Source organism: Ignavibacteriales bacterium, assembly GCA_026390575.1.
In the GTDB taxonomy this organism is placed as follows: Bacteria; Bacteroidota; Ignavibacteria; order UBA10030; family UBA10030; genus Fen-1298.
Window position 1 is genome coordinate 369,597 of sequence record JAPLFR010000008.1, and the last position, 25,104, is coordinate 394,700.

Annotated in this window: 25 protein-coding genes; 2 read left to right on the forward strand and 23 right to left on the reverse strand. The window is 41.9% G+C overall.

Going from position 1 to position 25,104, the window contains the following annotated elements; translation table 11 throughout:
* Positions 1–16: 16 nt before the first annotated feature.
* The 8 genes from rpsA to guaA all read right to left on the reverse strand — a co-directional run bounded on the left by rpsA (position 17) and on the right by guaA (position 10,582).
* Positions 17–1,789: a 30S ribosomal protein S1 gene (gene rpsA, locus NTX44_07785; GenBank protein ID MCX6121506.1), complete on the reverse strand. Its 1,773-nt coding sequence runs from the start codon at positions 1,787–1,789 to the stop codon at positions 17–19.
* Between the two features lie 103 nt (positions 1,790–1,892).
* Positions 1,893–2,828 (reverse strand): 4-hydroxy-3-methylbut-2-enyl diphosphate reductase, encoded by a 936-nt coding sequence (locus NTX44_07790; GenBank protein ID MCX6121507.1) that lies wholly within the window; start codon positions 2,826–2,828, stop codon positions 1,893–1,895.
* Positions 2,819–3,511: a (d)CMP kinase gene (cmk, locus tag NTX44_07795; protein MCX6121508.1), complete on the reverse strand. Its 693-nt coding sequence runs from the start codon at positions 3,509–3,511 to the stop codon at positions 2,819–2,821. The genes NTX44_07790 and cmk overlap by 10 nt, the downstream gene beginning before the upstream one ends.
* A gap of 234 nt (positions 3,512–3,745) precedes the next feature.
* On the reverse strand, positions 3,746–4,471 hold the full coding sequence (gene radC / locus NTX44_07800) for a DNA repair protein RadC (GenBank protein MCX6121509.1): 726 nt from the start codon (positions 4,469–4,471) through the stop codon (positions 3,746–3,748).
* Between the two features lie 3 nt (positions 4,472–4,474).
* Entirely contained in the window at positions 4,475–6,469 is a 1,995-nt protein-coding gene (locus tag NTX44_07805) for an ABC transporter substrate-binding protein (protein ID MCX6121510.1), read from the reverse strand.
* A gap of 65 nt (positions 6,470–6,534) precedes the next feature.
* On the reverse strand, positions 6,535–8,232 hold the full coding sequence (locus tag NTX44_07810) for a hypothetical protein (GenBank protein MCX6121511.1): 1,698 nt from the start codon (positions 8,230–8,232) through the stop codon (positions 6,535–6,537).
* A gap of 5 nt (positions 8,233–8,237) precedes the next feature.
* Positions 8,238–8,960, reverse strand: a complete 723-nt coding sequence (locus NTX44_07815; GenBank protein MCX6121512.1) for an ABC transporter ATP-binding protein — start codon at positions 8,958–8,960, stop codon at positions 8,238–8,240.
* Positions 8,961–9,037: 77 nt separating this feature from the next.
* A complete protein-coding gene (guaA, locus tag NTX44_07820; GenBank protein MCX6121513.1) occupies positions 9,038–10,582 on the reverse strand; it encodes a glutamine-hydrolyzing GMP synthase in 1,545 nt (514 codons plus the stop codon).
* A 118-nt stretch (positions 10,583–10,700) separates the two neighbouring features.
* On the opposite strand from guaA, the gene NTX44_07825 reads away from it, so the two are divergent.
* Together NTX44_07825 and NTX44_07830 are read left to right on the forward strand one after the other, a co-directional pair.
* Positions 10,701–11,411 carry a YebC/PmpR family DNA-binding transcriptional regulator gene (locus NTX44_07825; protein MCX6121514.1) on the forward strand — a complete coding sequence of 237 codons (711 nt, stop codon included), beginning with the start codon at positions 10,701–10,703 and terminating at the stop codon, positions 11,409–11,411.
* A gap of 243 nt (positions 11,412–11,654) precedes the next feature.
* Positions 11,655–12,863, forward strand: coding sequence for a hypothetical protein (locus tag NTX44_07830; GenBank protein MCX6121515.1), 1,209 nt, complete (start codon positions 11,655–11,657; stop codon positions 12,861–12,863).
* Positions 12,864–12,949: 86 nt separating this feature from the next.
* Here NTX44_07830 and NTX44_07835 read toward each other — a convergent pair whose 3' ends face one another.
* The 15 genes from NTX44_07835 to NTX44_07905 all read right to left on the reverse strand — a co-directional run bounded on the left by NTX44_07835 (position 12,950) and on the right by NTX44_07905 (position 24,978).
* The gene (locus tag NTX44_07835) at positions 12,950–13,510 is read right to left on the reverse strand and encodes a class I SAM-dependent methyltransferase (protein MCX6121516.1); all 561 of its coding nucleotides are present in this window, start codon (positions 13,508–13,510) and stop codon (positions 12,950–12,952) included.
* Between the two features lie 53 nt (positions 13,511–13,563).
* The gene (locus tag NTX44_07840; GenBank protein ID MCX6121517.1) at positions 13,564–13,938 is read right to left on the reverse strand and encodes an STAS/SEC14 domain-containing protein; all 375 of its coding nucleotides are present in this window, start codon (positions 13,936–13,938) and stop codon (positions 13,564–13,566) included.
* Positions 13,939–14,129: 191 nt separating this feature from the next.
* Positions 14,130–14,519 carry a hypothetical protein gene (locus NTX44_07845; GenBank protein MCX6121518.1) on the reverse strand — a complete coding sequence of 130 codons (390 nt, stop codon included), beginning with the start codon at positions 14,517–14,519 and terminating at the stop codon, positions 14,130–14,132.
* 321 nt (positions 14,520–14,840) lie between these two features.
* A complete protein-coding gene (locus tag NTX44_07850; protein MCX6121519.1) occupies positions 14,841–15,419 on the reverse strand; it encodes a class I SAM-dependent methyltransferase in 579 nt (192 codons plus the stop codon).
* 45 nt (positions 15,420–15,464) lie between these two features.
* The gene (locus NTX44_07855) at positions 15,465–15,980 is read right to left on the reverse strand and encodes a hypothetical protein (protein ID MCX6121520.1); all 516 of its coding nucleotides are present in this window, start codon (positions 15,978–15,980) and stop codon (positions 15,465–15,467) included.
* Positions 15,981–16,110: 130 nt separating this feature from the next.
* On the reverse strand, positions 16,111–16,380 hold the full coding sequence (locus tag NTX44_07860) for a hypothetical protein (GenBank protein ID MCX6121521.1): 270 nt from the start codon (positions 16,378–16,380) through the stop codon (positions 16,111–16,113).
* A 416-nt stretch (positions 16,381–16,796) separates the two neighbouring features.
* Positions 16,797–17,177, reverse strand: a complete 381-nt coding sequence (locus tag NTX44_07865; GenBank protein MCX6121522.1) for a hypothetical protein — start codon at positions 17,175–17,177, stop codon at positions 16,797–16,799.
* Between the two features lie 45 nt (positions 17,178–17,222).
* Positions 17,223–17,843, reverse strand: coding sequence for a LysE family transporter (locus tag NTX44_07870; protein ID MCX6121523.1), 621 nt, complete (start codon positions 17,841–17,843; stop codon positions 17,223–17,225).
* Positions 17,844–18,169: 326 nt separating this feature from the next.
* Positions 18,170–20,899 carry a T9SS type A sorting domain-containing protein gene (locus NTX44_07875; protein ID MCX6121524.1) on the reverse strand — a complete coding sequence of 910 codons (2,730 nt, stop codon included), beginning with the start codon at positions 20,897–20,899 and terminating at the stop codon, positions 18,170–18,172.
* Between the two features lie 383 nt (positions 20,900–21,282).
* Positions 21,283–21,846, reverse strand: a complete 564-nt coding sequence (locus NTX44_07880) for a DinB family protein (GenBank protein MCX6121525.1) — start codon at positions 21,844–21,846, stop codon at positions 21,283–21,285.
* Positions 21,847–21,919: 73 nt separating this feature from the next.
* A complete protein-coding gene (locus tag NTX44_07885; protein MCX6121526.1) occupies positions 21,920–22,354 on the reverse strand; it encodes a hypothetical protein in 435 nt (144 codons plus the stop codon).
* Positions 22,355–22,377: 23 nt separating this feature from the next.
* A complete protein-coding gene (locus tag NTX44_07890) occupies positions 22,378–22,860 on the reverse strand; it encodes a GNAT family N-acetyltransferase (GenBank protein ID MCX6121527.1) in 483 nt (160 codons plus the stop codon).
* A gap of 139 nt (positions 22,861–22,999) precedes the next feature.
* Positions 23,000–23,404, reverse strand: coding sequence for a nuclear transport factor 2 family protein (locus tag NTX44_07895; protein MCX6121528.1), 405 nt, complete (start codon positions 23,402–23,404; stop codon positions 23,000–23,002).
* A 215-nt stretch (positions 23,405–23,619) separates the two neighbouring features.
* Positions 23,620–23,826 (reverse strand): hypothetical protein, encoded by a 207-nt coding sequence (locus NTX44_07900; protein MCX6121529.1) that lies wholly within the window; start codon positions 23,824–23,826, stop codon positions 23,620–23,622.
* Positions 23,827–23,829: 3 nt separating this feature from the next.
* Positions 23,830–24,978 carry a hypothetical protein gene (locus NTX44_07905; GenBank protein ID MCX6121530.1) on the reverse strand — a complete coding sequence of 383 codons (1,149 nt, stop codon included), beginning with the start codon at positions 24,976–24,978 and terminating at the stop codon, positions 23,830–23,832.
* Between the last annotated feature and the right edge of the window lie 126 nt (positions 24,979–25,104).

The window sequence follows — 25,104 nt, forward strand, 5'->3', positions numbered from 1 at the left end:
TCGTTTCCGTTAAGCGTTAGTTTGAACCTTCGGGAATAGATTCATCCTTCGTGTCAAAAGACAGTTCATCCGGCATTTTCTCTACTTCAGCGGGAGTCGAGACGACATCTTTCATCGTCATCGGTGTGAGCTTATGGCTCGCAACATAATCATCCACAAGCTTCTGCTCCTTGCCGCGCAAATACTCAAGTGCGGAAAGAACAATCTTTTTACTTTCTTTATCGAACTCTATCACTTTTAAAGGTATATCATCACCCACTTTGAAGGATTCAGCAATATTCTTCACCGGTGTATGGGAAAGTTGTGACAGCGGCACGAAGCCGTCAACACCGAGCGGCATTTCTACAATAACACCTTTCTCTATGATGCGAACAATCTTGCCATCTACATCTGTACCAACTTTGTACTGCGACTCGAACGCTTCCCACGGATTATCGTTCACTTGTTTATGTCCTAGAGAGATGCGGCGTTGTTCGATATCCACCGACAGCACGATCACTTCGAGCTGATCACCTTTTTTCACTACTTCACCCGGGTGACGAATTTTCTTCGTCCATGATAAATCAGAAATATGCACAAGTCCATCAACACCTTCTTCGAGTTCAACGAACACACCGAAGTTCGTCAGGTTACGCACTGTGCCCATATGCTTGGATCCAATGGGATATTTTTGCATCAGCGTTGTCCACGGATCTGGTTCGAGCTGCTTCATACCAAGCGATATTTTCTTACCATCTTTATCTAACGAAAGAATAATCGCATCTACCATCTGTCCCATGGAAACTACTTGCGACGGATGTTTGATATGCTGTGTCCAGCTCATTTCTGAAATGTGAATAAGGCCTTCAATGCCTTTTTCAATTTCAACAAATGCACCGTAATCTGTGAGCGAAACAATTTTACCGTTAATTTTTGTGCCAACTGGATATTTCTGATCAATATTATCCCATGGATGCGGCTGCAACTGCTTCATACCAAGTGATATGCGCTTCTTCTCCGCGTCGAAATCCAGTACGACAATATTGACAGTTGCATCTAGTTTGACAATCTCCGATGGATGACTGACTCTTCCCCACGAAAGATCCGTAATATGAACCAACCCATCGACACCTCCAAGATCGACGAATACACCAAAATCGGTGATCGCCTTCACATGACCTTCGAGAATTTGTCCCTTCTCAAGACTATCAAGAATGACCTTACGCTGACTGGCAAGTTCTTCTTCAACCAATATTTTATGACTGACAACAACATTTTCTGACGGATGATTAACTTTCACGACACGGAAATCCATCTCGCGTCCGATGAAAGCATCAAAATCACGAACAGGCCGAACATCGATTTGCGAACCTGGTAAAAAGGCATCTAATCCCATAAGATCGACAACGATTCCGCCTTTTGTTCTTCGGACGCATCTGCCTTTCAGCACTTCGCCTGTTTCAAATGATTTTACAACACGTTCCCAGATACGCATGAAATCAGCACGCTTTCGCGACAAGACAAGCTGACCATCTTTGTCTTCAATGCTTTCGAGGAAAACTTCAATTTCATCGCCAATTTTAAGTTCCTTAATTTTCGGGAACTCACTTACCGACACGTTGCCTTCCGATTTGAATCCAATATCGACTGCAACGTTGGAATCGCCGATATGAACGACGCGCCCTTTGACGATTTCACCGGCATTAATCTTGCCCATCGTGCCGGAATACAGCTGCTCAAGTTGTTTGTATTCTTCTTCCGAATACCCGCTTTCCTCGAACTTTTCTGCGGAATTTTTTGTATCTGACATGCAACCTCCAAAAACTGCTTCCCGTGTTAGCGGGAATAACCGAATCACGCTTTCTTCGATGCCAGCCATGTCACATCGTCGAAAAACGCACTTCGGCGTTTATTTAGTGTGTGATGAGTTCGTTACCTATAGATGGCTGTGTACTAATTTTTGAATTCATGATGTTTTTCATCGTTTCAATCTTTTCCTTCACCTTCTCCATCAGCCATTGCGGAGTGGATGTTGCACCGGTGATGCCGACGGTTTCGATTCCTTCAAACCACTCCGGTTGAAGCTCCTGAACGTCCTCTATGAATTGAATCCGGGAATTGACTGATTTAACAATTTCGTATAACACTTTCCCATTCGAGCTATGTCTGCCTGCGACGAAAACAATAAGGTCGTTCTCCGCCGCGAATTCTCGAATCTTCTTTTCACGACCAAACACCTGGCCGCAAATGGTATCTTTTGCAAGAAACTCAGTCGCAAGTTCTTCCATAGAACCGACGACCAACTCTTTTATTCTTTTAGATAATTCTTCTTTGATGGAATAGTATGTCGGTTTGTCCATCGTTGTTTGAGAGAATAGAACAGTTTTCCGATCCATCTTCACTTTATCGATTTCATCCAGCGATTTTATAACGATCGCTTCGCCGTTTGTTTGACCTACGAGTCCGATAACTTCTGCATGTTCTATCTTGCCGAAAATAACGACTTGATACCCATCATCATAGAACCGGCGAATTCGCTCCTGCACTTTGGCAACCACCGGACACGTCGCATCGATCAATGTAATGCCAAGTTCTTGAGCGCGTGTATATGTCTCCGGCGGCTCACCATGCGCACGAATCAGAATTTTTGCGCCCCGGAGCTTCGATAAATCATCATGTGTCACTGTTTCAAGCCCCTCAGATCTAAGCCGTTCAATCTCCACAGGATTGTGAATGATATCGCCTAGGGAATATAGTTTTTCACCGGCGGCAAGTTCCTTCTCTGCAATATCCACAGTCCGAACAACTCCCCAACAGAATCCGGAAGATTTATCGACTGTCACTCGCATGATGTTTCTTTTTCCTTAATAATTTCATTTGCACGTTCCAAAATGAAATTGACTTGTTCCTCAATAGTTAAATTGGAAGTGTCTAATTCAATTGCATCCGCAGCTTTTCGCAACGGGCTAGCTTCACGGGTTGAATCTTTCTGATCACGTGCATCAATTTCTTGTATCAAATCATCCTGATTTGCCTCAATTCCAACCAGAGCAAGATCTTTTTTCCGTCGCCGGGCTCGTTCTTCAACACTTGCGACCATAAATATTTTTAACTCTGCTTTTGGAAGAACAACCGTCCCGATATCGCGTCCTTCCAAAACAACACCACCGCTTGACGCCATCTTTTGCTGCGCATGTACCATCACTTCGCGGACGCCTTTAAAACTGCTTACAGTACTGACAGAACAACTCACCAATTGTGTTCTGATTCGTTTCGTTACTTCTATGCCGTCCAAGAAGACCTTCGTGGTACTATCCTTCACTTCCAAACGGATAGCACTCGTCTGCGCTAGACGGACAATTTCTTTTTTATCGTTTAAATCTATTTTTTCGTCAAGCGCTTTCAGAGTAATAGCACGATACATTGCGCCTGTATCAATATGAAGATAACCCAATTTATGAGCCACCAACTTTGCTGTCGTGCTCTTACCTGATGCGGCTGGCCCATCTATCGCTATGGTTATCTTCTTCAACTCGTCCTTATGCACCTTTTGGATTAATAATATACAGAATAAAACATTGGAGAGCAATTAAGAATTCCCAACGCTTTTATGGATTTTCTGGTATAATGGATGGTGAAGTGGTAAGCAAAGATATTGCTTTAAAAGCCACTATATAGGAAGGGATGTGAAACAGAGGTCAGTAATCAATATTCAATAATCCGTTTCTCCTTCTGTCTTTTGACTTTTACAATTTTTCTATACATTTCACACCATCAGTCTGCGATCTGCGAGACTGACGAAACGGTCTGCCGCAATGATAATATGGTCATGCACCGCAATACCGATTATCTTCCCTGCTTCCACAAGCTGTTTAGTAATGGCGATATCATCCTGGCTTGGTTCCGGATTTCCACTGGGATGGTTGTGAACAAAAATAACTGCCGCTGCCGATTGGGTAATCGCCTCGCGAAAACATTCCCGGGGATGAGCAAGTGATGAACTCAATATTCCTTTGGTTATTTGTTTTGGTTCAAGGAGCCGGTTAATGGAGTTTAATGGAAATACCCAAAATTCTTCTTGTACTAAATCTTTGAACTTTGCCCCAAATCGTTGAACAATATCTTCAGGTGATTGGATTGTGAGCCGATCTTTTCTTTTCGTTTCCGGCAGCCGTTTCGCAAGTTCAAACGCTGCCACTAGAGCGATAGCTCGGCTTTCACCAATTCCACATTTTTTAATTTCTTCAACAGACAACAAAGATATTTCGTGCAGCGTTCTTTCGTCAGCGAAAAGACGCCGCGCGAGATCAACAGCCGTGACACCTTTACTCCCCATTCTAATAAGAATGGCAAGCAGTTCAGCATCGCTTAAATTGCCCACTCCGCGATGCAGAAGTTTTTCTCTTGGGCGTTCATCAGCAGGCCACGATGTGATCGGAATATGGTATAATCTCAGCTCAGATACTTGTACTGTGTCATGAGGTCGTTTCAATAGTTACTTCCCTACAGTAGCAAGATCAATTTTTCCGATATGATAAATTTGGCGCCCTTTGTACTGCAGCACGCTCAAGCAACTATTCACGCGGTTCTTCGAAAGTGATATGTGAGAATGCAATCCTTCAAATCCTTCCACCTTCGCAAGTTCTCTGGCAATATCCTGCCGTCTTGTTTTCCCCTGTGATACAATCTGAAGGATCATCTTTGCTACATCATAACCGAACACTGAATTCGTGCCTGGAGTTTTATTGTTGTTTGCTAATCGGTATTTTGCTTCAAACGTCCGGTATATTTCGCTTGATACATCAGGATACGAATCTGCAAAGAACATCACTCCATCGGTGTACTGGCGATTCTGATCAAGCGCCGATAGATCATTCCAATCTCCTGTACCAAGAATCTGTGTTTGAATATTGAAGTATTGTATTTGCGAACTCACAACTGGAATTTCTTCCGAACTCGCAATCGGCACAAAGAGAGCATCGATTGTCCTCACCGGCAATCCGAGACTATCATATTTTATGTGTTCAAGATGCGTCGGGATTTTTAGTGAGTCTGCAATCAGTTTTCCTCTGTCTCCAAATAACAAAGTGACAGGGGCGGTCAACTCACGTTCCATAAGCGAATCCAAGACGCGTTGATTAACGCCCCACTTTATAAATTTATTCAACTCAGACTGTCGCATCTTCGCACTAAAATCAATTGTCGGCACTTCCAGTCTCGATAACGCTATTCGCCTCATGTTCGTCAATTCGGTTCGTAAATCCATCGAGCCAGCAGCGTACCATTGCGCATCAATCATCTCGCCGCCTAGCGAATGAACTTCTGCAATGAACGATTCAGCGAGTTGCTTCCCTACAACATCTGTCGGTGCAAGCACAGCAAACGTACGAGCACCGAGTGTGTTGTACGCATAGAGCGCAGCATCGCGCCCTCGAGTGTCATAATCTGGATTTGCTTGGAAAATGTACAACCCGATGGCAGCAATTCCGCTCGCAGTTGCAGTCGGTGAGATCAGCGGGACACCACGTTCATTTGCAATGCCAGCACTCGCAAAAACTTCATTACTCGAAATCGGCCCGATGATGGCAGAGACTTTTTCGCCAGTGCACAAATCGGCTACCACCCGCGCAGCTATACTTGGATCTCTTTCAGTGTCGCGAACGTCAAGAATAATTTTTAAAGGAACTTTTTGATTGTACTCTTCAACGGCAAGCTGAATGCCTTCCAGAAATTCTACGCCCAACGCTCGTGTCGATGGACTTTCCGCTTTCAGCATCAATGGCAGAACTACGCCGATCTTCATTCCACGGTTTTCCAATTGTTCTAACATCGCAAGAGCTTCACTCACATATTTTATTTTTGATGGCAGCAATGCTGTTGTGTGCAGCATCTCTTCTGCTGTTGCAATATCTCCGGTATGTAAAAGTTTTTCAGCAATCCGTATAGTGATGAGTGATTTCATCTCATCGCTTTTAGCATCCGATTGAAGCCGTTGCAATTCCGGAAGTGTGAGGTACGATGATGTTAGCATTTCTATTAACTTCTCTGAACGTGTTATCAATTGTTTCTCGTGCGATGTCTGAAGTGTAATGAGACATTCCGATGCGGCATCTTCGTATCGTCCCGTGCGACAGTAATCAAGTGCAAGCGTGTAATGCGCGTCATCTCTATAGGTTGACTGAGGGTACAGGTCAAGCATATTTTTCAGAAGGCGAATGGATTCTCGATAATCCTTCAATTCATAAAACGCTTTCGCTCCCATAATAAGCGCACCGGTCGCCCGATGACTTCGCGGATAACTTTTAATCACGCGAGTGAATAAAACAGATGCAGTATCGAAACGGCCGGCTTGGAATGATCTCATTGCATCGACAAACTCGCGCTCCGCTTCTGGCTTGAACACAAGACTATCCTGCAGAGCTTGAGACTGTGCGCTGGTTGGCAATACAAACAGTAGAAAAAGAATTGCCGTAAATATAATTGATTTCATTGAAACTTTCATAAGGAGCTGCACATAGGGTTTGTTAAAGTACCATATCACAACGTAAGTTGCAATTAAAAATCACGACCCATCGACCGTCGTCCGATAAAATATCCGAGCAAAGAAAGAAGCGACGAAACAACAGCGAGGAGTATTCCCGCTATCAGAAGCAGTTTCGCGTGGAATATTTTAAACTGAAATAACGCTGCAAAATACGCAGACACGGGAACAAGAATAATAACCACAACAACAATAAGATACAGAAGCGTTGCGAGAAAGGTCAATGTGGCACCTTGCGTGGATGCTGCACGAATTGGATTTCGTTCAAGATAATTCGCAAAGAAGCCGCCAAACCCAAGATTCAATGAAACCATTGTGAGTGAAATCCAAAATGCATCGAACATGCCGAACCACAGCAACATCGAGCGCAATTCTGTTTTGCTCACAAAAGGAATATTGCTGGCAATGGCGATGTACTCTGCAATCGGTACTACCAGCACAAATCCTAAAATGAATTTAATCATAAATATTTTACTCCCCTTCATCGGACTACTTCGGAGCGCCCAAAATGTTTGCCCCTCCAATCCAATCATCGGGAATACAAATCGAAGCGCGAGCGAACTCACCATAAATCCGCCGAAAGTAAACATCACTAAATATGTCAATAATTGCACATCCATGATATGCAAATTAAGATCGATGTGGCTGACGCTCATTGCGAACAAGCCGGTCAAGATGACCATCACGACAAAATGAATCCATTGACTGGCTTCTCTGATAAATACAAAGAATTCCTTCTTCACCAACACTTCTATTTGTGAAGGAAAGAAACTGCGAGATCGAAAATCCATGAAGTGTCTATGAGCCGGATCATAAACCTTTTGCGATAGAGATTGTACATCCAGCGACACTAACCAGCTTCGATAATAGAATCGATGCGCAACAAAGAGGCAGACACCAAATGCCGCAAGGGTGACAGAGCAAAGAATACCGGCGTACGGTAATGCGTTCATCACCTCGCCCCGGGCAACATAAAAGAGAAATTGTGCTACCCATTGATTCGGCAGGTACTGAAGATAGCCTGGTGCTGCATGCGATAAATACGCATCAACATGGGGATAATACCGATTGACCTGTTCTACCAAGGTAATTGGATTGGAGGAATCGAAAAACAAGTAAATAAAAAAAAAGTAGAGTGCAAAAAGTCCAGCCATAACTTTTCGGAATCCAATTCTGCCAGCAAGCTTCATAATTCCCATCAGAATAAGGACGGCAAGACATGCAGAAAGAAACATAAATGGAATCAAGACGAAGAACATAACTCCGAGTAAAGAATACCATGGATATCCAAAATAACTGCCGTACCCAAACAGCGCCATAAACGCTATGACGAAGAGCGTTGTTGAGCTATAAAAGAAGTTGTCAAAAAATTTCAAAATGAAGATCGTGGTAAACGAGACCGGTTTTGTGAGAAGAAAACTAACTTCGGAAGAACGATAGAGCGTTGAGTACGAAACGATGATATTGCCAAGATTGACTGCAATAAAAAGCACAAACAACAGCATCGAGATAAATGTATGGTACAGATATAAACCGATGCGTGTGTGCTCCAGCATAAAGCGCGTTGCTGTAAAAGCGAATGTGTATGCACCATAGGCAAATCCACAAAAGACAAGAGAGGACGCGACACCACGCACCATGGAAACAGCGCGTTTATCAAATGCAGTTTTAAAGAACGAGAGAAGTTTGTAATGGAAGATGTGAAGAAACATACGCGCTATTGTTTTGTCACTTCCAGGAAAACGGATTCGAACTTCCCGTCGTACCGCGCTTTGTCTAATTGTAACTGCTCACGCGTATCGCAGAATACCAACTTTCCATTATTGATAATACCAATCCGATCGCAGAGTTCTTCAGCAACAGGCAGACTGTGCGTGGACATAAGAATAGAGACACCGTTCCGTGATTGCATGTGCAGCGTATCCCGCACTATTTTCGCGCTGCGTGGATCCAACCCTATCATCGGTTCATCGATGATGATTGTTTTCGGATGATGAAGAAGCGCAACGGCAATTGTTATTCGTTGTTTCATTCCCTGCGAATAATCTTCCGTTCGTTTATCTATCCAATTGCCTATTTCAAAATGATCAATAAGTTCAGCGACGCGATTATGCAATGCTGGTTTGGGAATCTTGAACAATCCACCGATGAAGTATAGAAATTCCCGGCCTGTGAGTTTTTCATACAAGAATGGAATATCCGGTACATAGGCAATGGACTGTTTAGCTTCCAGCGGCTGTTTGACAATATCGTACCCGTTCACGAGGATGCTGCCCGATGTCGGAGTAAACAGGCCGACAATCATTTTGATCGTCGTAGTTTTACCCGCACCATTGGGTCCGAGGAATCCAAAGAACTCACCTTTCGGAACAGTCAACGAAAGAGCATCAACCGCCGTGAAGCCGCCAAATTTTTTTGTAACATTCTGGAGTTGAATCATAAAAGCTGTCAGTGTTCAATAATCAGTAGCTTTAATCATCCACTTTTTACCCTCTACCTTTTACTTTTTACTTAAACTCACTCCCACTCTATTGTTGCCGGTGGTTTGGAGCTAATGTCATAGACCACCCGGTTGATACCGCGCAATTCATTCGTAATTCTGTTTGAAATATGAGCAAGCACATCGTTCGGAATTTTCGCCCAATCGGCTGTCATTCCATCCACGCTCGTTACTGCACGCAATGCGACGGCATTTTCGTATGTGCGCCCGTCGCCCATCACGCCAACGGAACGAATAGGGAGCAGAACCACAAATGCCTGCCAGATTTTATCGTAGAGATTTGAACGTTTAAGTTCCTGAATAAAAATATCATCTGCTTCACGAAGCAGTGCAAGTTTTTCTTTTGTGATATCGCCAAGCACGCGTACAGCAAGCCCAGGACCAGGAAATGGATGCCTCCCAATAAGATCTACCGGTACACCAAGCAGCCTTCCAATTTCACGCACTTCATCTTTGAAGAGCTCGCGAAACGGCTCGATGAGTTTGAAATTCATCTTCTCCGGTAATCCGCCGACATTATGGTGGGATTTAATCGTAACCGACGGGCCTTTGAACGATACCGACTCAATCACATCCGGATAGAGCGTGCCCTGTGCAAGATATTCGACGGAACCGCTTAACTTTTTTGCTTCCTCTTCAAACACTTCGATAAATGTCTTGCCAATTATTTTTCTTTTCTTTTCCGGATCATCCACACCTGCAAGACGGGATAGAAAAATATCAGTCGCATCGATGTAAGAGAGATTGATATGAAATGTATCGCGGAACGTTTTCACCACCTGTTCGCTTTCATTCTTTCGCATCAATCCATTATTGATGTGAACGCAATGTAGTTGATCTCCGATAGCGCGATGCAGTAAAACAGCCAGCACCGATGAATCAACGCCGCCGCTTAATGCGCATAACACTTTTGCCGATCCAATGTTTGCACGAATTCCTTTTTCCGCTTGCTCTACAAACGAAGCTGGTGTCCAATTGCCTTGCGCTTCGCAGACTTTGAAGAGAAAATTGGAAAGAATTTTCTTTCCATCCGGTGTGTGCACTACTTCCGGATGGAATTGTACGCCGAACATTTTTTTCTTCTGATTGCGGATAGCACAAATAGGCGCATTGTGAGAATGCGCTATCGGTTCAAATCCATCCGGCAATTGACTCAGAGCATCGCCGTGACTCATCCACACCGACGTAGCTGCATCAAGCCCGACGAAGAGATCGCTATGGTTGTCTATCTGCAAATCTGCTTTCCCGTATTCGCGACGGGCGGCAGAATTCACTTTACCTCCAAATCTATCCGCAAAAAGCTGGAGTCCGTAACAGATTCCGAGAATGGGAATTCCGAGATCGAAAATACGCGGATCGGGTTTCGGCGCTTCTTTTTCATAAACACTCATCGGACCACCCGACAAGATAATACCGACCGGTTGGAATTGCTTTATGTTTTCGATAGAATAATGAAACGGGTGGATTTCTGAATAAACTCCTAGCTCACGTACCCGCCGGGCAATGAGCTGTGTATATTGAGATCCAAAGTCGAGGACAAGAAGAGATTGTGTGTGTTCCATAAATTAATATAGGAAAAAGTCAGGTGCCGTTCAAAATCACAACTCTTCCAAATGTGACAGAAGATTCGTATCTTATTCACATAAATTATTTTCAAATCAATGAAGTAACGGAAAATTTATGGGCAGAATATACGAAACAAGAAAGTATGTGATGTTCGCGCGTTTTGCACGGATGTCGAAAGCATTTAATAGAATCGGACGCGAAATAAACGTTGCAGTCAAAATGGGTGGCCCTGATCCTAAGGGAAATCCACGGCTCCGTATCGCTATTCAAAATGCAAAAAGCGTCAACATGCCGAAAGATCGCGTGGAAGCCGCTATTAAGCGTGCATCAGATAAAGACACAACCGGTTATGAAGAAGTTATTTATGAAGGGTATGCTCCGCATGGCATTGGTGTCATTGTCGAATGCACAACCGATAACCCAACACGCACCGTTGCCAATGTCCGGCATTACTTAACCAAAGGCGGCGGATCACTTGGTTCATCAGGTTCGCTTATGTTTATGTTCGAACGCAAAGGATTGATTCGCATTGCGGCATCAGCGATTCCTCATATTGATGAATTCGAATTAGAACTCATCGACCACGGCCTTGATGATCTTTCTCAACATGAGCAAGAACTGCTTATTTACACTTCCTTTCAAGATTACGGCAAAATGTTAAAATACCTTGAAGAGAAAAAAATTGATGTCAAAAACTCTGAACTTCAGTACCTTCCCACAACAACAAAAGAATTATTGGAAGAACAAGCAAAAGAAGTAAAGGAATTGATTGACAAAATAGAAGAAGACGACGACGTGCAGTCGGTCTTTCACAATATGGCTTAGCTGAGGAATTCTTCGGAAAGATATCCATTTCCACTGCGCTCATATTTCAAAGAAATCCTGTTTTTGTCAAAGATGTGGCAAATACAAATCCGACTACCGTGTACTAAAAAACAAACAGAATGAATCAGGAAATAGACAATTCATTCCATTTTTCGCCATAATACCTCAAGAATTATTGAATTTCGTGGCACATTGCTTGCGATACTATGCATAGCAAATGTAAATCAATGTGCGAGGTACAGTATGAAACGATTACTTTTTATTCTATCAATTTTCAGTATTGCTTTTGTACTGAGTCCGAAATCTTCAGCAACGCCCACTCCAGTTCTGTCTGATGTTGGAATGCAATTCGGTTTCTTCTATTCATCGCTTGCACCTCATGGCGAATGGATTGAAGTAGAATCCGGAACACGCGTCTGGCATCCGTTTCACATACCTCATCGCTGGCGTCCGTACCTTGTAGGCCGGTGGGTATGGACTGAGGAGTATGGATGGTATTGGATGTCCAACGAACCATTTGGTTGGATCACGTACCACTATGGACGCTGGTATTATGATAATTACTACGGTTGGGTCTGGATGCCGGATGACGTATGGGCGCCGGCATGGGTAGAGTGGCGCTATGACAATGATTATATTGGCTGGGCTCCGTTGCCGCCTTATGCAACATTTCATATGACATTGGGAATTCGATTCACGACTCATTGGATGGCGCCGGCGCATTATTGGAACTTTGTTCGTTACAATCGTTTCGGTTCCGTCATTCGCTATCGCGACACGGCGCCTGAAGAATATGCACGGCGTCTCATTCGCACTGGCCGTACCGGTCAGCAGTACGGAATTGACCACGAACGTATAATAAACCGTGGAGTTGATAGAACCGTTATTGAACATCGAGGCAACGTGCGATTCACAAAAACAGAAGTAAGGGAAATCCGTGGACAATCCGGCGAAAGAATGACACGATCAAACGACAACCAGCGCATGGAACGCATAGAAGTGTATCGTCCTACACGTGATGAGATGCAGCGCAGTACGGACCGCATAGAAACACGGCGGGGTGAGCGAAATCTTTCAATCGATATGAATAAAGTCGAACGATCGCGTGTCGAATCTCGTACATCGTCCGATGAACGTCTCCCCCGCAGTGAGACAAGAACAGATAAACCTGGACGTGAATCTGGACTGCAGAGAGATATTCTTCAAAATGAACAGATCCATGAACGTACACCGCAAGTGCAAGAGCAACAATCGCAACGTGATACACAGGAAAAACGCCGAGAGTTGATTCAACGATACGAACGTAAACAGAAACCTTCGCCACCTGCTGATCGTGAAGCTCAGCGACAGCGGATAGAACAAAGAAGGGAGAATTCGCGGATCACACAACCTCGTAAGCCAATTCAGGAACGACGATCAGAAAATAAAACCGAACGGCGAAGAAGCGATTAAATTTACTCAAGATGATCTCTTCAAAAACAACGAGGTACAGAGTGAACCATTGTTTCTCAATCTTGATTCATCAAGGAACGACTGATTTAGACATTTTTCAACAGTGCAGACCAACTCAATGGTAATTTGGGACCTTGATATATTTTGAATCCATTATTTTCGGCAAGCTTGATCGTTAATTCAAATTCTTTTTGAGAGACATGAAACAATTTGGGTTCTACAATAAGAAATTGTCCCTTTTCGTTTAAGATATTTTTCAATTGTTTAAAAAACGAATTTTTATCCGGGACTTCATGAACCATATAAAAGGTTAAAATAAAATCGACTTTTTCTGATATATTGATTTTATCTTTATCACATTTTACGAGCTTAATCCTTTCTTCCAACTCTGTTCCCTTAATTTTATTGCCAAGTTTTTGCAGCATTCCATCCTGTAGATCAGCTGAAATTACTTTTCCACTCTTGCCGATCATCTTAGCCATTTCTATAGAGAAAAATCCAGGACCGCATCCAATATCGAGGACGGTCATTCCTTCTTTCATGTAGGGAGCAAGTATTTTTCGCGGATTTTGCAGCCATCCTCTTATTTTATTATCGAGTGAATTTGCAAGTTCAACAGGACAAACCCGATTTCTTTCACTATCCATAGTTCCTCCAATTAAAAATGACTTGTTGGACGGTAAACATCTTATTATTTCATTTATTCTTTCGCTAAAAGCCAGTTATATGCTTCTTCTTCATTAGAAAATATTTTTATTTCCATCTGTTGATGCTCAAGGATTGATTGGAACATCCGTGCAATACCATATTGAAGCGAATTACCCGTTAATATTGCAGTTTTCACTATCTGCGGCAATTGAATAGTACGGAGGTTCTCTGCAAAATCCATAAGTTCATCGAATCCTATCTTAATCCCATGAAGTTCCCTCATGTCTTCTATACGATTGATTAAATTCAATTCATTCCTACCTACTATGAGTGAATCTTTTAACACTCCCTGGATATCATTATTGTCTAACGTTCCACTATATGTAACTCTGATGAACTTCGTGCTTGCGTCTATAGAATATGACATCGGAATATTCCTTTCGTTTACTGCTTAACTGATTGGGAAGCGATCGGTTAACATATCCACCACACCACGATTGATCGGTTATCACGGTACATATTTTGTTAGTGGCGCAATCACGTTAAAAAGTAATTCAAGTTCTATGTTTTTGCAAATTCCATTTATGTCTTTCAAGTGAGCTGTTAGAATGCGGCGTTTTAATAAAATACATAAATCAAATTTAATTGCAGCTCATCGACAGTTTTGATATCCGCAAACGGCAATTCGATATCTGTTGCATAATGGCCGCTGGAAAGATTTTTCATTTTGAAAAGGAGTTCCAATTTTATTGGCTGCCACAAAATATGTTCCCGCGAAATCGAGGCGGCAAAAAAAGGTCCGCTTTTCGTTTCATCTTCAAATGTCATTGTTTTACCTGACGTAATTCCTTTTCGAGTTGCAGTAAATCTGTCGAATGTGAATCCCAGACCGAACGTAAGACAATATCCATCATATACTGCTTGAGGTATGTTGATGCTGAACTCATAAGCAGTGAACGACGATGTGCTGTTGATATGTTCTAGACTGTTAGGCGAAGGAGGCATCATGAAACCATACGTCAAATAACCATCATAGGATCTTTCATGCGTGGCATAAATATATTCGACTTACAGGTTTACCTTCCAGATATGCTTGCTGAGAGATCCCCCCACACCAATCGGATTTTGTATTTCATAATTATGAGTCCAGATTATCACAGGAGAAATTCCGATCTCCTGTGCATTGATATTCGTAGAAAGAAATATCGAAAAGAATAAAATAAGTGATTTATTCATATCGATTGCGACTCAAGGACTGTAATACCATCAATCACAAAGTTAAAAAATATATCTTATATTGATCGATTAATTAGACCCACTTTCGATTATTCAGTTGTTGATCCCTTTGATGAGTTGCATACCCCAATGATAGGGCTCAAAAAACCTGCTATTTCCATGGAAGTGCAGATCGAGACCGCCGATCGAACCAAGAATCGTCTCTTGGTCGGGTCGCAAATGAACAATTGGGCCGCGCGGTGTTTTTATGTCTTTTCGCCAATGAAGGATAGCTGCTACACCAGATTGTTTGAGAATTCGAGAAGCCTCTTCAAGCAACAGTCTTCGTTCGTTGAAGTGCAGGATATTAAAAAGTAATATCATTCCGACGCTCTCTGAGTCTAATCCTGTTCCCATTTCAAGAACATCGCGAAGAGAGAATTGAACGTTGAAAAGACCGGATTGTTGAACATTGTGCCTCGCCGTCTCAAGCATATTCGGCTCGATGTCAAACGCAATAACTTGAGCATGTGTTTTCTTGGCAACGGGAACAGTGAAAGTACCATAGCCACAACCAATCTCGACAATGGGTCCAGTTATATTTTCAAGATCTAACCAATGTACGATATGAGAAATATTAAACAAACTATTCCAATAAATCTCATCCGGCATCCCGCTGTCAATTACCTTCATTGTTTCACCAATATACGCTGAACGTTGGTAAGCTTGACCTTATCACTATTTCCTGTTGAGCTTCACACGAGCAAAGGGCTGAAGTCTCCCATTCTCTTCCCCATCCATCAGCCAACGCCAAGTGTCAGTATCTCTGTTATACACGAACGTTGTGTGGAAAATGCTGCCGTCACTGCCTTTAAACAAGAACGCAATTTCATCGCCGTTCCGCTTTCCGTGGCCAATGGCCTGATCCGAGAGGCCGCCTCCGCCGGTTACGTCGAGCCAAAGACATGCATACTGGCTCGATGGTTTGTCCCAGCCAATGAAGACGATCGCTTCATAAGCTGCTTCGCCGTCGGGATTCTTTTCGTGCGATATTTCGTGAAGCCGCACATACTGATGGCCCAGGACCCACTCTGTAACAATATCATGTGTCGTCTCTTTTCCAGCAATCGTGCCTTGAAGGATCCATTTTCCAATCATGTGATCAAGTAAGGAATCCTGAAATATTGGTTGTTGAGCCGAAACAGTGCAAAATATCAAAATAACAAATAAAGAAATTTTTAAGGTTAGTTTCATCAAATGTTCCTTCAAATAAATGGCACATAGCAGCTGAAATTGAACTTACAGTTCCGATTTATTTTATCTGAGAACGACTTGTTAGACCGCCGCTATACTTATAATGAATATTGCTGAATAAAACACCCCATCACTTCGTTTTATTTTGTAGCGAATCTTTTTCTTTCATAAGCAAGGGCTGGTCATTTTTCATAATTTCATGTTTAAGCAACTTTAACTCATGGCTCTCAATCTTCTTTGTCTGTTCATTGTGTTTGTGAATCTGCTTCTGTGGAACTTTTAATTTAAGATGGGTAGTGTCAGCTGGAGATTCTTTGATCGAGCTGTGTTGTGCAGAAATACACTCCGAAGCACAGAGAATAAAATCAACGCATAATAATATCGCTAATACTTTTTTCATGTTTGATCCTCCTATGTGATTGTCTAATTGTGCGGGCTGAAACTATCTCTTTTCTTCGTATCGCGGAACGAATGGTTATTCGGTTTTACGTGCGAGTTTTATAATTCTTTTTTAATGTGTGGTGAAAAGTATATTTATTCCTAATGCAATAAATAAAGTACCACATGCTTTATTGAGTACAAAAGCTATTTTTTATCTTTTCTAAGAATTTTTGTCATAGAGGATGAAAATATTGCAACCATTAAGCACCATACTGAACCAGTAAAAATGAAAGTGAAACCCAAGAATAAAAATAATTTTGAGTACCAAACATATTCTATCCTGAAACATAGTGAGCACTTTGGGCGAATTCTCCGTGTTTTTTTACGGTGATTACCTGGCTACGAAACGCCAAATATTTTTTCTGGCTAACCTACTTATTCTACCAACGGTTTTCGAAATTCTATAAGTTCAATAGGTCCACCATTATCAATAAGCATAGCGACTCTTACTCCGTCTGAAGGTGAACTAATTTCACCTAACAAAGTTTGGCCCACGATTGCGGCATCAAGATCGTCGACTTCGAATGCGATGTGTGGTACTGTTCTGATAAGTTCAGATATCTGACACTCTGGCTCGAATCGCATCCACTCAACACCATAAGGACTGGTATCAAAGCCAGACACATATATTTTTAGGTGTGGTATATAACGCTCATTTGGACGAGGAGTCGAAGTTGGAATTCCCATGTGATGATACCGCCAACCCTCTTTGGCAATTGCAGATGGTGGCTCGTGATCTTGACGTTTTTGTTGCATATTGTTTCCTACAAATTGGTTTATCGGTCATATAATGAATGGCGTCTATGTGGCCGATGATCTGAAAATAATTATTAACATCTGATATACACCCATGAGTGCAAGTATTACTGACGAAATTAAAATTAGCGCATGCTTTCCCTTTATTGATAAAAACCGTGAAGTTCCAAAAAGAATAATGGTACTTGCCAGGGTGGATACCATTGTTATATAGAATGCGAAAACAAGTACTACAGCATGTAATGGACTTTTATTCCATGCTGATAAAACGGCAGGACCGAGTACTAAACTCCAGCCGAGATATGGATTAGGATTGAGAATATTTACTGTCGCTGCTTGAATGAGAGTACGTGGTGCTGAATCTTTGATATTGTCTTGCGGTTCTGTCTTTTTTTTCCATTGACGATAACTTGCCCAAGCGAAATAGAGAAGAAGAATGCCGCCTGCACATTGAAGCACTCCACGCATTGAAGCAGGAATATTATTGAGCAGTAACAGTACGAGCAAAGCAATCGGCCCGTCACTGAGCAGTGGTGAAAATGAAGCTGGAAGCGTTCGTTTCCAACCTTTCCGAGCAACGCTGGAAAAAAGAAATGCCTGTAAGGGCCCCGGTTGTACGGCTGCAGCAAATGCAAATCCACAACCTATAAAAATCGATTCTAACATTTCAGTTTTCTTTGTTTTCCTTAAGCGGCCTAACAATTCATCACAAAGATGCTATGCTCGCAACTTTTGCACATGAACCGCATGAGCCATAAGGACATACCGTAACTTTCTATGCTGTACGACGCCTCTGCGTGCCTTGCCGATGTATCATAGACACTTCCTTGTGCACTTCATCTCAGCGGACAAGCCGGCATGCAGGCGCATTCATCTTTAGTATCTTTGTATAATACAGTATTGCGCTCTGCGCACCGTCATTCTCACGCCGCCTGCCGCGATTCATGTATCGAGACAAGCCGAGCTTGAATTGCTGGCTAAGTGCAATTGCCTTATCGCAACAAAATAAGTTTCTTGGTCTCTGTAAATGAACCTGCTTGGAGATGATAGAAGTATACTCCACTTGGCATGTTTGCCGCATTCCATTGGTATGAGTGATTTCCTGCTGGCAAATCTTCGAAAATAGTTGTTGCCACTTCTCTTCCAAGTACGTCAAACATCTTTAACGACACAAATGATTTTGATGCGAGACTAAATGATATCGTTGTGCTCGGGTTGAAGGGATTGGGATAATTTTGCTCAAGGGAAAATGTGAAAATAGATGCCTTCTGATTTGAAACATCCGTTACTTTAAAGTTGAGTTGATTACTTAAAGCACTCATATTCCCATGGATGTCTTCCGCGCGAATAACATAAAATAGTTCCGAACTGGAAGAAATTTCAGTATCACAATAACTCGTATCGGTTGTATAGGCGTACCGAGAAAGAGTATCTGCATTGAGTATTGGCATTTTACTTCGATAGATTGCATAGCCACTCAAATCGTTCTCTGTATTTCTATTCCAAGAAAGAAATATCGAAGTTGGTGTCTGGTGACCCGAAAGGTACTGAGGTGCAACGGGAGGAATATTATCGACTGAATTGGCACTATCAATATTGGAATCGTAAAATATATTAGGATCTGATGTTTGGGCGGATATCATAAAATAGTGCCTCCCATTTGTGAAAGCCGTTGAATCATAAAGAGTCTTTGCAGTAAATGAATAACCTTGCGCACAATGGGACGGTTGATTCGCTATCCACTCCCAATAAATCATATTCGAGGGAGTTGAAGAGGAATTCATAATCCTTAAGGCGTTATAAGAGAGTGGTTGAGATACTGCTGATTTATTTAATAGAACTTTATTCATTGAAAGAGGTATCGCACGCCATATACTGTAATATGGAAGAAGATTGACATTCGTGTCAAGAATAGAAGAATTCCATTTTAATACTACGTTGCCTCCTTGGTCATTCGGAACATCACGACAGGATACGAGCAACGGCTTTTTAGGAAACTCATTGCACCATATCCCGCTATTATACACTCCTGCGTAAAGATCACCTTTAAGAATCGTAAGTGATTGGACATTGAGCGATTGGTTATTCATGATACTCCAGGTGCTTCCGCCATTTGTTGAGAAAGCCACTCCCAGAGGTGTTCCTGAATACATTGATGAGTTATTTACAAGAAAAGTACCTTGATTGAATGCAGGAACTCCTTTATTGTATCTCCAGGTATTTCCAAAATCGTTTGAGGAGAAAACCGAATCATTCAACGATGCATATATCGTATTGTCTTTGGAACCAAGAGATCCAAAATTAGTACTGGTAAAAGAAACATAAATAATATCAGGTTTAGAAATACTCCAGCTTGTTCCGCCATTTGATGAAACAAAAACGCCGCTCGTTGTGCCTGCAAAGATATAATTCTCGTCAAGTCTCTCAAGCGCAAATACCCGAGTGTCTGTTAATCCAGTATTGACGGATGTAAATGTTGTCCCGTTATCTGATGAATAAAAAATACCATTATCTGTTCCGGCCATGATCGTAAAGCCACTGACCGATATTGTGTATATTGTTGCAGATAAAACTGAACTCCATGAATTCCCATTATCAGAAGACCGAACAAGTGCAGTTGATGTACCGGCAAATATTGTGGATGAATTGTTTGCCAAAATGTTTACTGGCCCTATGGGGGCAAGCAATGACCACGATAAGCCACGATCAGATGACTTAAATACTCCTCCAGCCCAACTATAGTTGGTTCCGGCATATAAATTGTTGTTAAATGATATCACCGAACTGGGATTGGTTAATCGCATCCCATCTGATGAAAAGTTCCAGGATAATCCATTATCCGACGAGAGATATGTTCCGCCATATGTCCCTGCAAGAACTGTTTGATTATGTGTATAAACGGAAAATACATTGTTCCCCATAAATGTAAATGTTGATTTTGTCCATGTCGAACCGCTATCGATGGATGTATGTACACCAGATTGAGAACCTGCGTAAAGATAGTTTCCACTCGAAGCTATCGAATTAACTAGATCATTGTCAATATCAATGATCTTTTTAGTCCACGTTAAGCCTGAATCTGGAGAACTGAACAAACCTCCTCCCGTCCCTGCAAAAATATATCTACCGTAAACAAGAAATGACGTAATACTTGTATACGTCAGTCCTGAGTTGCTTATTGTCCAACTATCACCGCCATCGGAACTAATAAATACTCCACCGGCAGTGCCTGCAAATATTTTTACACCTTGTAGTGTTACAGCCTTGACTATCCCTTCACTCATACCTGAATTAGATAACGCCCACGTATTTCCATTATCTGTTGATCGATAAAAGCCAAGATGACTGCCGGCGTATATATTTGAACCCGATTGAGCTAATGCATAAAATGCTGTTATTTCAATAATTCTTTTCCAGTTAGAACCATTGTCATAGGAAACATAAAGACCGTGTTGTCCACCAGCATACAGAGTCTTACCTGAAGAGAGCAATGAATATATTTGATCTAAAGGACTATGAGGACAAAATGCCCAGCTTTTTCCATTGTCGATGGAGCTATAAATTCCATAATACGTTCCTGCAAAAATATTTGAACCACAGAGAGTATAGCACTGGATAGTTCCACCTGCTGGACCATTTGTCTGGGTCCATTGAGCCGCTGATTGACTCATAACAATGAAATAAGAAATCAATATCAGCAAAACGCGGAAAATAGTTTTCATTTTCATTTCTCCTTTTATGAATACATGCTAAATGTTAATCACGCCCTCACGGATGGCGTCTCCACCAAAAAGACGGTGGACAAGTAAGTCCCGATTCGATCTTCGATTGAATCGAGGATCCCGCACATCGTGACTCCCGCACTGCATATTTTCACACTGTACTAAATCTGTACTAATAGTAAATTTATATCTTTTTAATTTGTATTGCTAAATAAGAAATTGTTTCGTGTTTCGTGCGATACATTCTCACGCCTCCGGCAATCAGCGAGTGCCAAATGCGCTGTCGTTTGCAGCCCTATCTTCGATATCCTGCTCATATTGCGGGGAGTTCCAGATTGGCCAACCACTTCAATTCTTCAAGCGGAATCGTCTCAGCGAAAGCTTCAAAGAGATGTCGATTCCTTCGCTTGGTGCTGTAAGATCCGTTTGAGCAGCAACATCTGTCCAGCATGGTACGCGTGGTGCTGAGTCAACCCATGCAAAAGATGTGCGCAGTCGTAGTCCCGATTCGGCACCGGAGCATTTAGATCGACATCGCTCAAAGTTTTGAGGGTTGCGATCAATCCCGATTGTGAACGGCGGAGATTCTCGAATGCAGCAGCCCAAGCATTTTCGCTCATATCGCGGACCGGTGGCCAATCAGCTTCACCGTCAAGCTCCGAAACTTTCCCCAGCACTCGCAAATGAACGGCGTTCACCCACGCGGTGAGATGGTACACAAGTTCCCAAATTGAATGCCCGCCGGGTACCGGATGCACAGCGGCCTCCTTGGCGGTTATGCCTTCGAGTATCTCGCGGATCGACGCTCCCTGCCATGAATCACCTTCCAGTGAGCGGTGGAGTTGGTCGACAATCCCTTCAATTCCTCTCATGTCTCGATTTCTCTTCCGATACTCACGATGCTCGAAAACCGAATAGCCACTTTCTGCACCAGCGAAAAGATCCAACTCTTCATTGCATGCTGGTGATTGATTTATCGGCCAGTATCTTTTACGGGCCGCGGATCAGGAAACATTACTACTAATTTCGTAATACCTTAATTTTATCAGCGAATGACTTTAAAGTTGATATTGTATATTGTTCCTCGCATTTTTTCCATTCTTCGTTTCCTGCGAATGCTACAACTCCAAACAATGGTATAACAGTACAAATAATTAACAATCCTATTGTTACCTTTATGGAAAGAATTAGAATTAATAGAGTTGATGTAATTCCACCTCGTAAAAGGACATATTCGTAGAGAATAAATCGCGTTTTCCCCTTCTTACGTATCTTCTCCCAATTTGATACACGTCTTTTACGCGCCATAATTTCTGAATAAAGAATCAATGCAATTAAAATAAATCCAATTATATTAAATCTCAGGGTAGAATAATTTAATCCCTGTTTCCAATTTAGTATTGAAAAGAAAACAATTGCAACAATAACTTGGATGATGAACGACGCTCTTTTCATATAACATGCCTAAAAGTAATATTTTACAGTATCAGTTCCCAATAGCCAACATCGACCCATTGACCTAATTTATAACCTACTTCTTTTAAATGAGCAACCTTTTGAAATCCAAAATTTTCACACAATGCAATACTTGCTTGATTTGGTAATGCGATTCCGCATATCACACTATGAATTGATCTTTCTCTCAGAACCTTCAATAACTCCTCTTTCAAGATCGTACCTATTCCTTTCCTGACATAATCAGAATCGATATATGTACCAGTTTCAACTGAATAGCGATATGCCGATCTTTCCTTCCATTTACTCGCATAGGTGTAGCCAATCACTCTTCCGTTTTCTTCATACACCAACCATGGATAATTCTGTGTGATATTTTTTATACGGGACACCATTTCGTCTTCTTCTAACGGCGTCTCCTCAAAAGTAATTCTGGTACCTGCAATATATTTATTGTAGATACGACATATATCACCAGTATCAGATTCTTTCACTTGTCTTATCATAATTTTCCTCATAACATAATTTATACATGAGTTTGTGCTCTATTGGATCTCCGCTCCGCCAAAGAATTGTTCATCAGACTGCAATGGACTTATCAAGCGGACAAGCCGGCAGGAGAGTTGCTGGTGAGACGACTCGTTATTATTTACGATTCTCTCTTACTTCTTCTAACTCCATCATTGTTCGCCACACTGCAACCCACTTATCAGAAATGCATTGAAACACCCAAAGGTCTCTACCCTTTGATCGTTCCTGATACTTCGCTCGTTCATATAGCATCTCGAATTGGAAACTCACAACAGCACAATCTCCAATTACGTTTATTTGTTCATTGCTCTCCCTATATTCAAGAACTCGCGCATTTGTACAGAATTCGACAAAACTTGCGAGAAGTGCATCGCGTCCTGTTACCTCGCCTGAAAATCCAGGAAAATTCATGACAATATCGGAATGTAAGTATTGCGACATTTCAAGAGGAGCATTGGATCGCCATGCTTGGTTTATTGCAGAAATCACTTTATGCGCTTTGAGTTTTGAGTCTTCCATTTTACCTCCATCGTGATATGTTCTTTACACTACTAAACAGATGATCGCTCCGCCAACCTGCCCGCCATGCGTTCCCGCCCGAACGACTGTTCAGTCGTGCGGGCTGGCGGGAGAGCCGCTGGTTAGGTTGCACATTAAAACAATATTCTTTGATGTATGTTAGAAGATGGAAATTGTATGAGAAATGTATTAAGCGTAACGGGTGATGAGTAGGTTCACTCCTTGATAAGATTGTCTTTCTTAACACCATCTTCGCTTGGCAGCATATTTCGTGTTTCAGCTGATTTCGTCTTCAGTCTGGGTCCTTCTTGCATAAGATTGGGTAGTGTAACAAAATTGCTTTGTTCTATCTGAAAAGTTGAAAACACAACATTATTGTTGCTAAAACCGATTTGGGACTCAAGTTTGAAAGAGATTGACATAGCTTAAACTCCTTTTAAATTAGTGCGCCATCCTTCAAAGAGCACATCCATATAAAATTGTGTTGGCAATCCTGCAATGTATAGCGGGAGACCTGGAACTATTGGCTGAATATTATTTAATCCCGTCTGAACATTAGGATTAACTACTCCTGGATAAGTCTGAGTAATCATTGAAATACGCAAATCCGATTCGTATGTCCATGATTTTTGAGTTGTCTCAACATATCCACGAATATATGACTTCTGCAATTGTTGTTGCTGTCCTAAATCACTTAACAAATTTTGTGGTGTTCTTAGTTCCAAAGCGTCACTGTACTTCTGAAAAATATTCCAAATGAGATCGTGCTCAACTTTTTCTGGAAATTTTACTCCTTTTCCAAAAATCTTTTGTGCATCACGTCTGTTAACCGCGTGTGTATGTGAGTATAATTTCTCAGTCAACGTCGATACAATGGTCGATATTTTTTTCTTATCCTCGTTCTTGAGATGAAGTCTAAGTAGTTTTTCTGCTATCATGCGAATTTGCGTGTGTACTCTTTGCACATGACCAAGTGAAAGCGGATGAATCTGCGAAGTTAATTGTTTGAAAACCTCCAATATATGGTCAGGTGAAGTAAGCTTGACTTTTTCATTTTCCTTTGCAAAACTGAAATATGAGGTAACGTCTTCTACACTGATACCTTTTCTCTTATCCTTGACAAGTTCATCCACAGGATTAAATGGGTTACCTGTGGTGGGATCGACCGAAGTTAGCTCTGCAGCTTCACACATTACTATTTCATGGGCTCCCATTGCTATGAGTGTACCAGCGCTATGCGCACGAAAAGGTACAAGTACACAAAACTTGGATTTTGCAAACTCTCTGATCAGAGATACGATAGGATAAACGACATCAACTGCACCACCTCTTGTGTATAAAAACAAGTCAATATTTTCTGTTGGTCCAATAGTCTGTAGTGCCTCATAAATTACGGGCACTACATTTGGCTCAACACTATGAGCAAGCTCCAAACCAGGTCCTCCCGTTGGCCGATCTCCAGTTATGTATGTAAGAATACGAGAAGAACGTTTTTGTTCCAATTCTTGTATAGCAGCCTTACGTACATCAAATGGCGTCATTGCCTGCTGACCGGGATTTTGTGTAGTTGTCATGGCATTAAAACTTTACCAAAAAATAGGGACAATGTCAATGTCCCCCAATAACCATCAATATTAAGCATTTTTATGCTATGTGCCGCCTAACGGATGGCGGCTAAGCTGCCGCACTGATAACTTTCA

Bases quoted from the DNA above. Each gene is read 5' to 3' on its own strand.
- rpsA (MCX6121506.1), bottom strand. From the start codon at position 1,789: ATGTCAGATACAAAAAATTCCGCAGAAAAGTTCGAGGAAAGCGGGTAT.
- NTX44_07790 (MCX6121507.1), bottom strand. From the start codon at position 2,828: ATGCGAGTGACAGTCGATAAATCTTCCGGATTCTGTTGGGGAGTTGTT.
- NTX44_07805 (MCX6121510.1), bottom strand. From the start codon at position 6,469: ATGAAATCAATTATATTTACGGCAATTCTTTTTCTACTGTTTGTATTG.
- NTX44_07810 (MCX6121511.1), bottom strand. From the start codon at position 8,232: ATGTTTCTTCACATCTTCCATTACAAACTTCTCTCGTTCTTTAAAACT.
- NTX44_07815 (MCX6121512.1), bottom strand. From the start codon at position 8,960: ATGATTCAACTCCAGAATGTTACAAAAAAATTTGGCGGCTTCACGGCG.
- guaA (MCX6121513.1), bottom strand. From the start codon at position 10,582: ATGGAACACACACAATCTCTTCTTGTCCTCGACTTTGGATCTCAATAT.
- NTX44_07825 (MCX6121514.1), top strand. From the start codon at position 10,701: ATGGGCAGAATATACGAAACAAGAAAGTATGTGATGTTCGCGCGTTTT.
- NTX44_07830 (MCX6121515.1), top strand. From the start codon at position 11,655: ATGAAACGATTACTTTTTATTCTATCAATTTTCAGTATTGCTTTTGTA.
- NTX44_07835 (MCX6121516.1), bottom strand. From the start codon at position 13,510: ATGGATAGTGAAAGAAATCGGGTTTGTCCTGTTGAACTTGCAAATTCA.
- NTX44_07840 (MCX6121517.1), bottom strand. From the start codon at position 13,938: ATGTCATATTCTATAGACGCAAGCACGAAGTTCATCAGAGTTACATAT.
- NTX44_07845 (MCX6121518.1), bottom strand. From the start codon at position 14,519: ATGATGCCTCCTTCGCCTAACAGTCTAGAACATATCAACAGCACATCG.
- NTX44_07850 (MCX6121519.1), bottom strand. From the start codon at position 15,419: ATGAAGGTAATTGACAGCGGGATGCCGGATGAGATTTATTGGAATAGT.
- NTX44_07855 (MCX6121520.1), bottom strand. From the start codon at position 15,980: ATGAAACTAACCTTAAAAATTTCTTTATTTGTTATTTTGATATTTTGC.
- NTX44_07860 (MCX6121521.1), bottom strand. From the start codon at position 16,380: ATGAAAAAAGTATTAGCGATATTATTATGCGTTGATTTTATTCTCTGT.
- NTX44_07865 (MCX6121522.1), bottom strand. From the start codon at position 17,177: ATGCAACAAAAACGTCAAGATCACGAGCCACCATCTGCAATTGCCAAA.
- NTX44_07870 (MCX6121523.1), bottom strand. From the start codon at position 17,843: ATGTTAGAATCGATTTTTATAGGTTGTGGATTTGCATTTGCTGCAGCC.
- NTX44_07875 (MCX6121524.1), bottom strand. From the start codon at position 20,899: ATGAAAACTATTTTCCGCGTTTTGCTGATATTGATTTCTTATTTCATT.
- NTX44_07885 (MCX6121526.1), bottom strand. From the start codon at position 22,354: ATGAAAAGAGCGTCGTTCATCATCCAAGTTATTGTTGCAATTGTTTTC.
- NTX44_07890 (MCX6121527.1), bottom strand. From the start codon at position 22,860: ATGATAAGACAAGTGAAAGAATCTGATACTGGTGATATATGTCGTATC.
- NTX44_07895 (MCX6121528.1), bottom strand. From the start codon at position 23,404: ATGGAAGACTCAAAACTCAAAGCGCATAAAGTGATTTCTGCAATAAAC.
- NTX44_07900 (MCX6121529.1), bottom strand. From the start codon at position 23,826: ATGTCAATCTCTTTCAAACTTGAGTCCCAAATCGGTTTTAGCAACAAT.
- NTX44_07905 (MCX6121530.1), bottom strand. From the start codon at position 24,978: ATGACAACTACACAAAATCCCGGTCAGCAGGCAATGACGCCATTTGAT.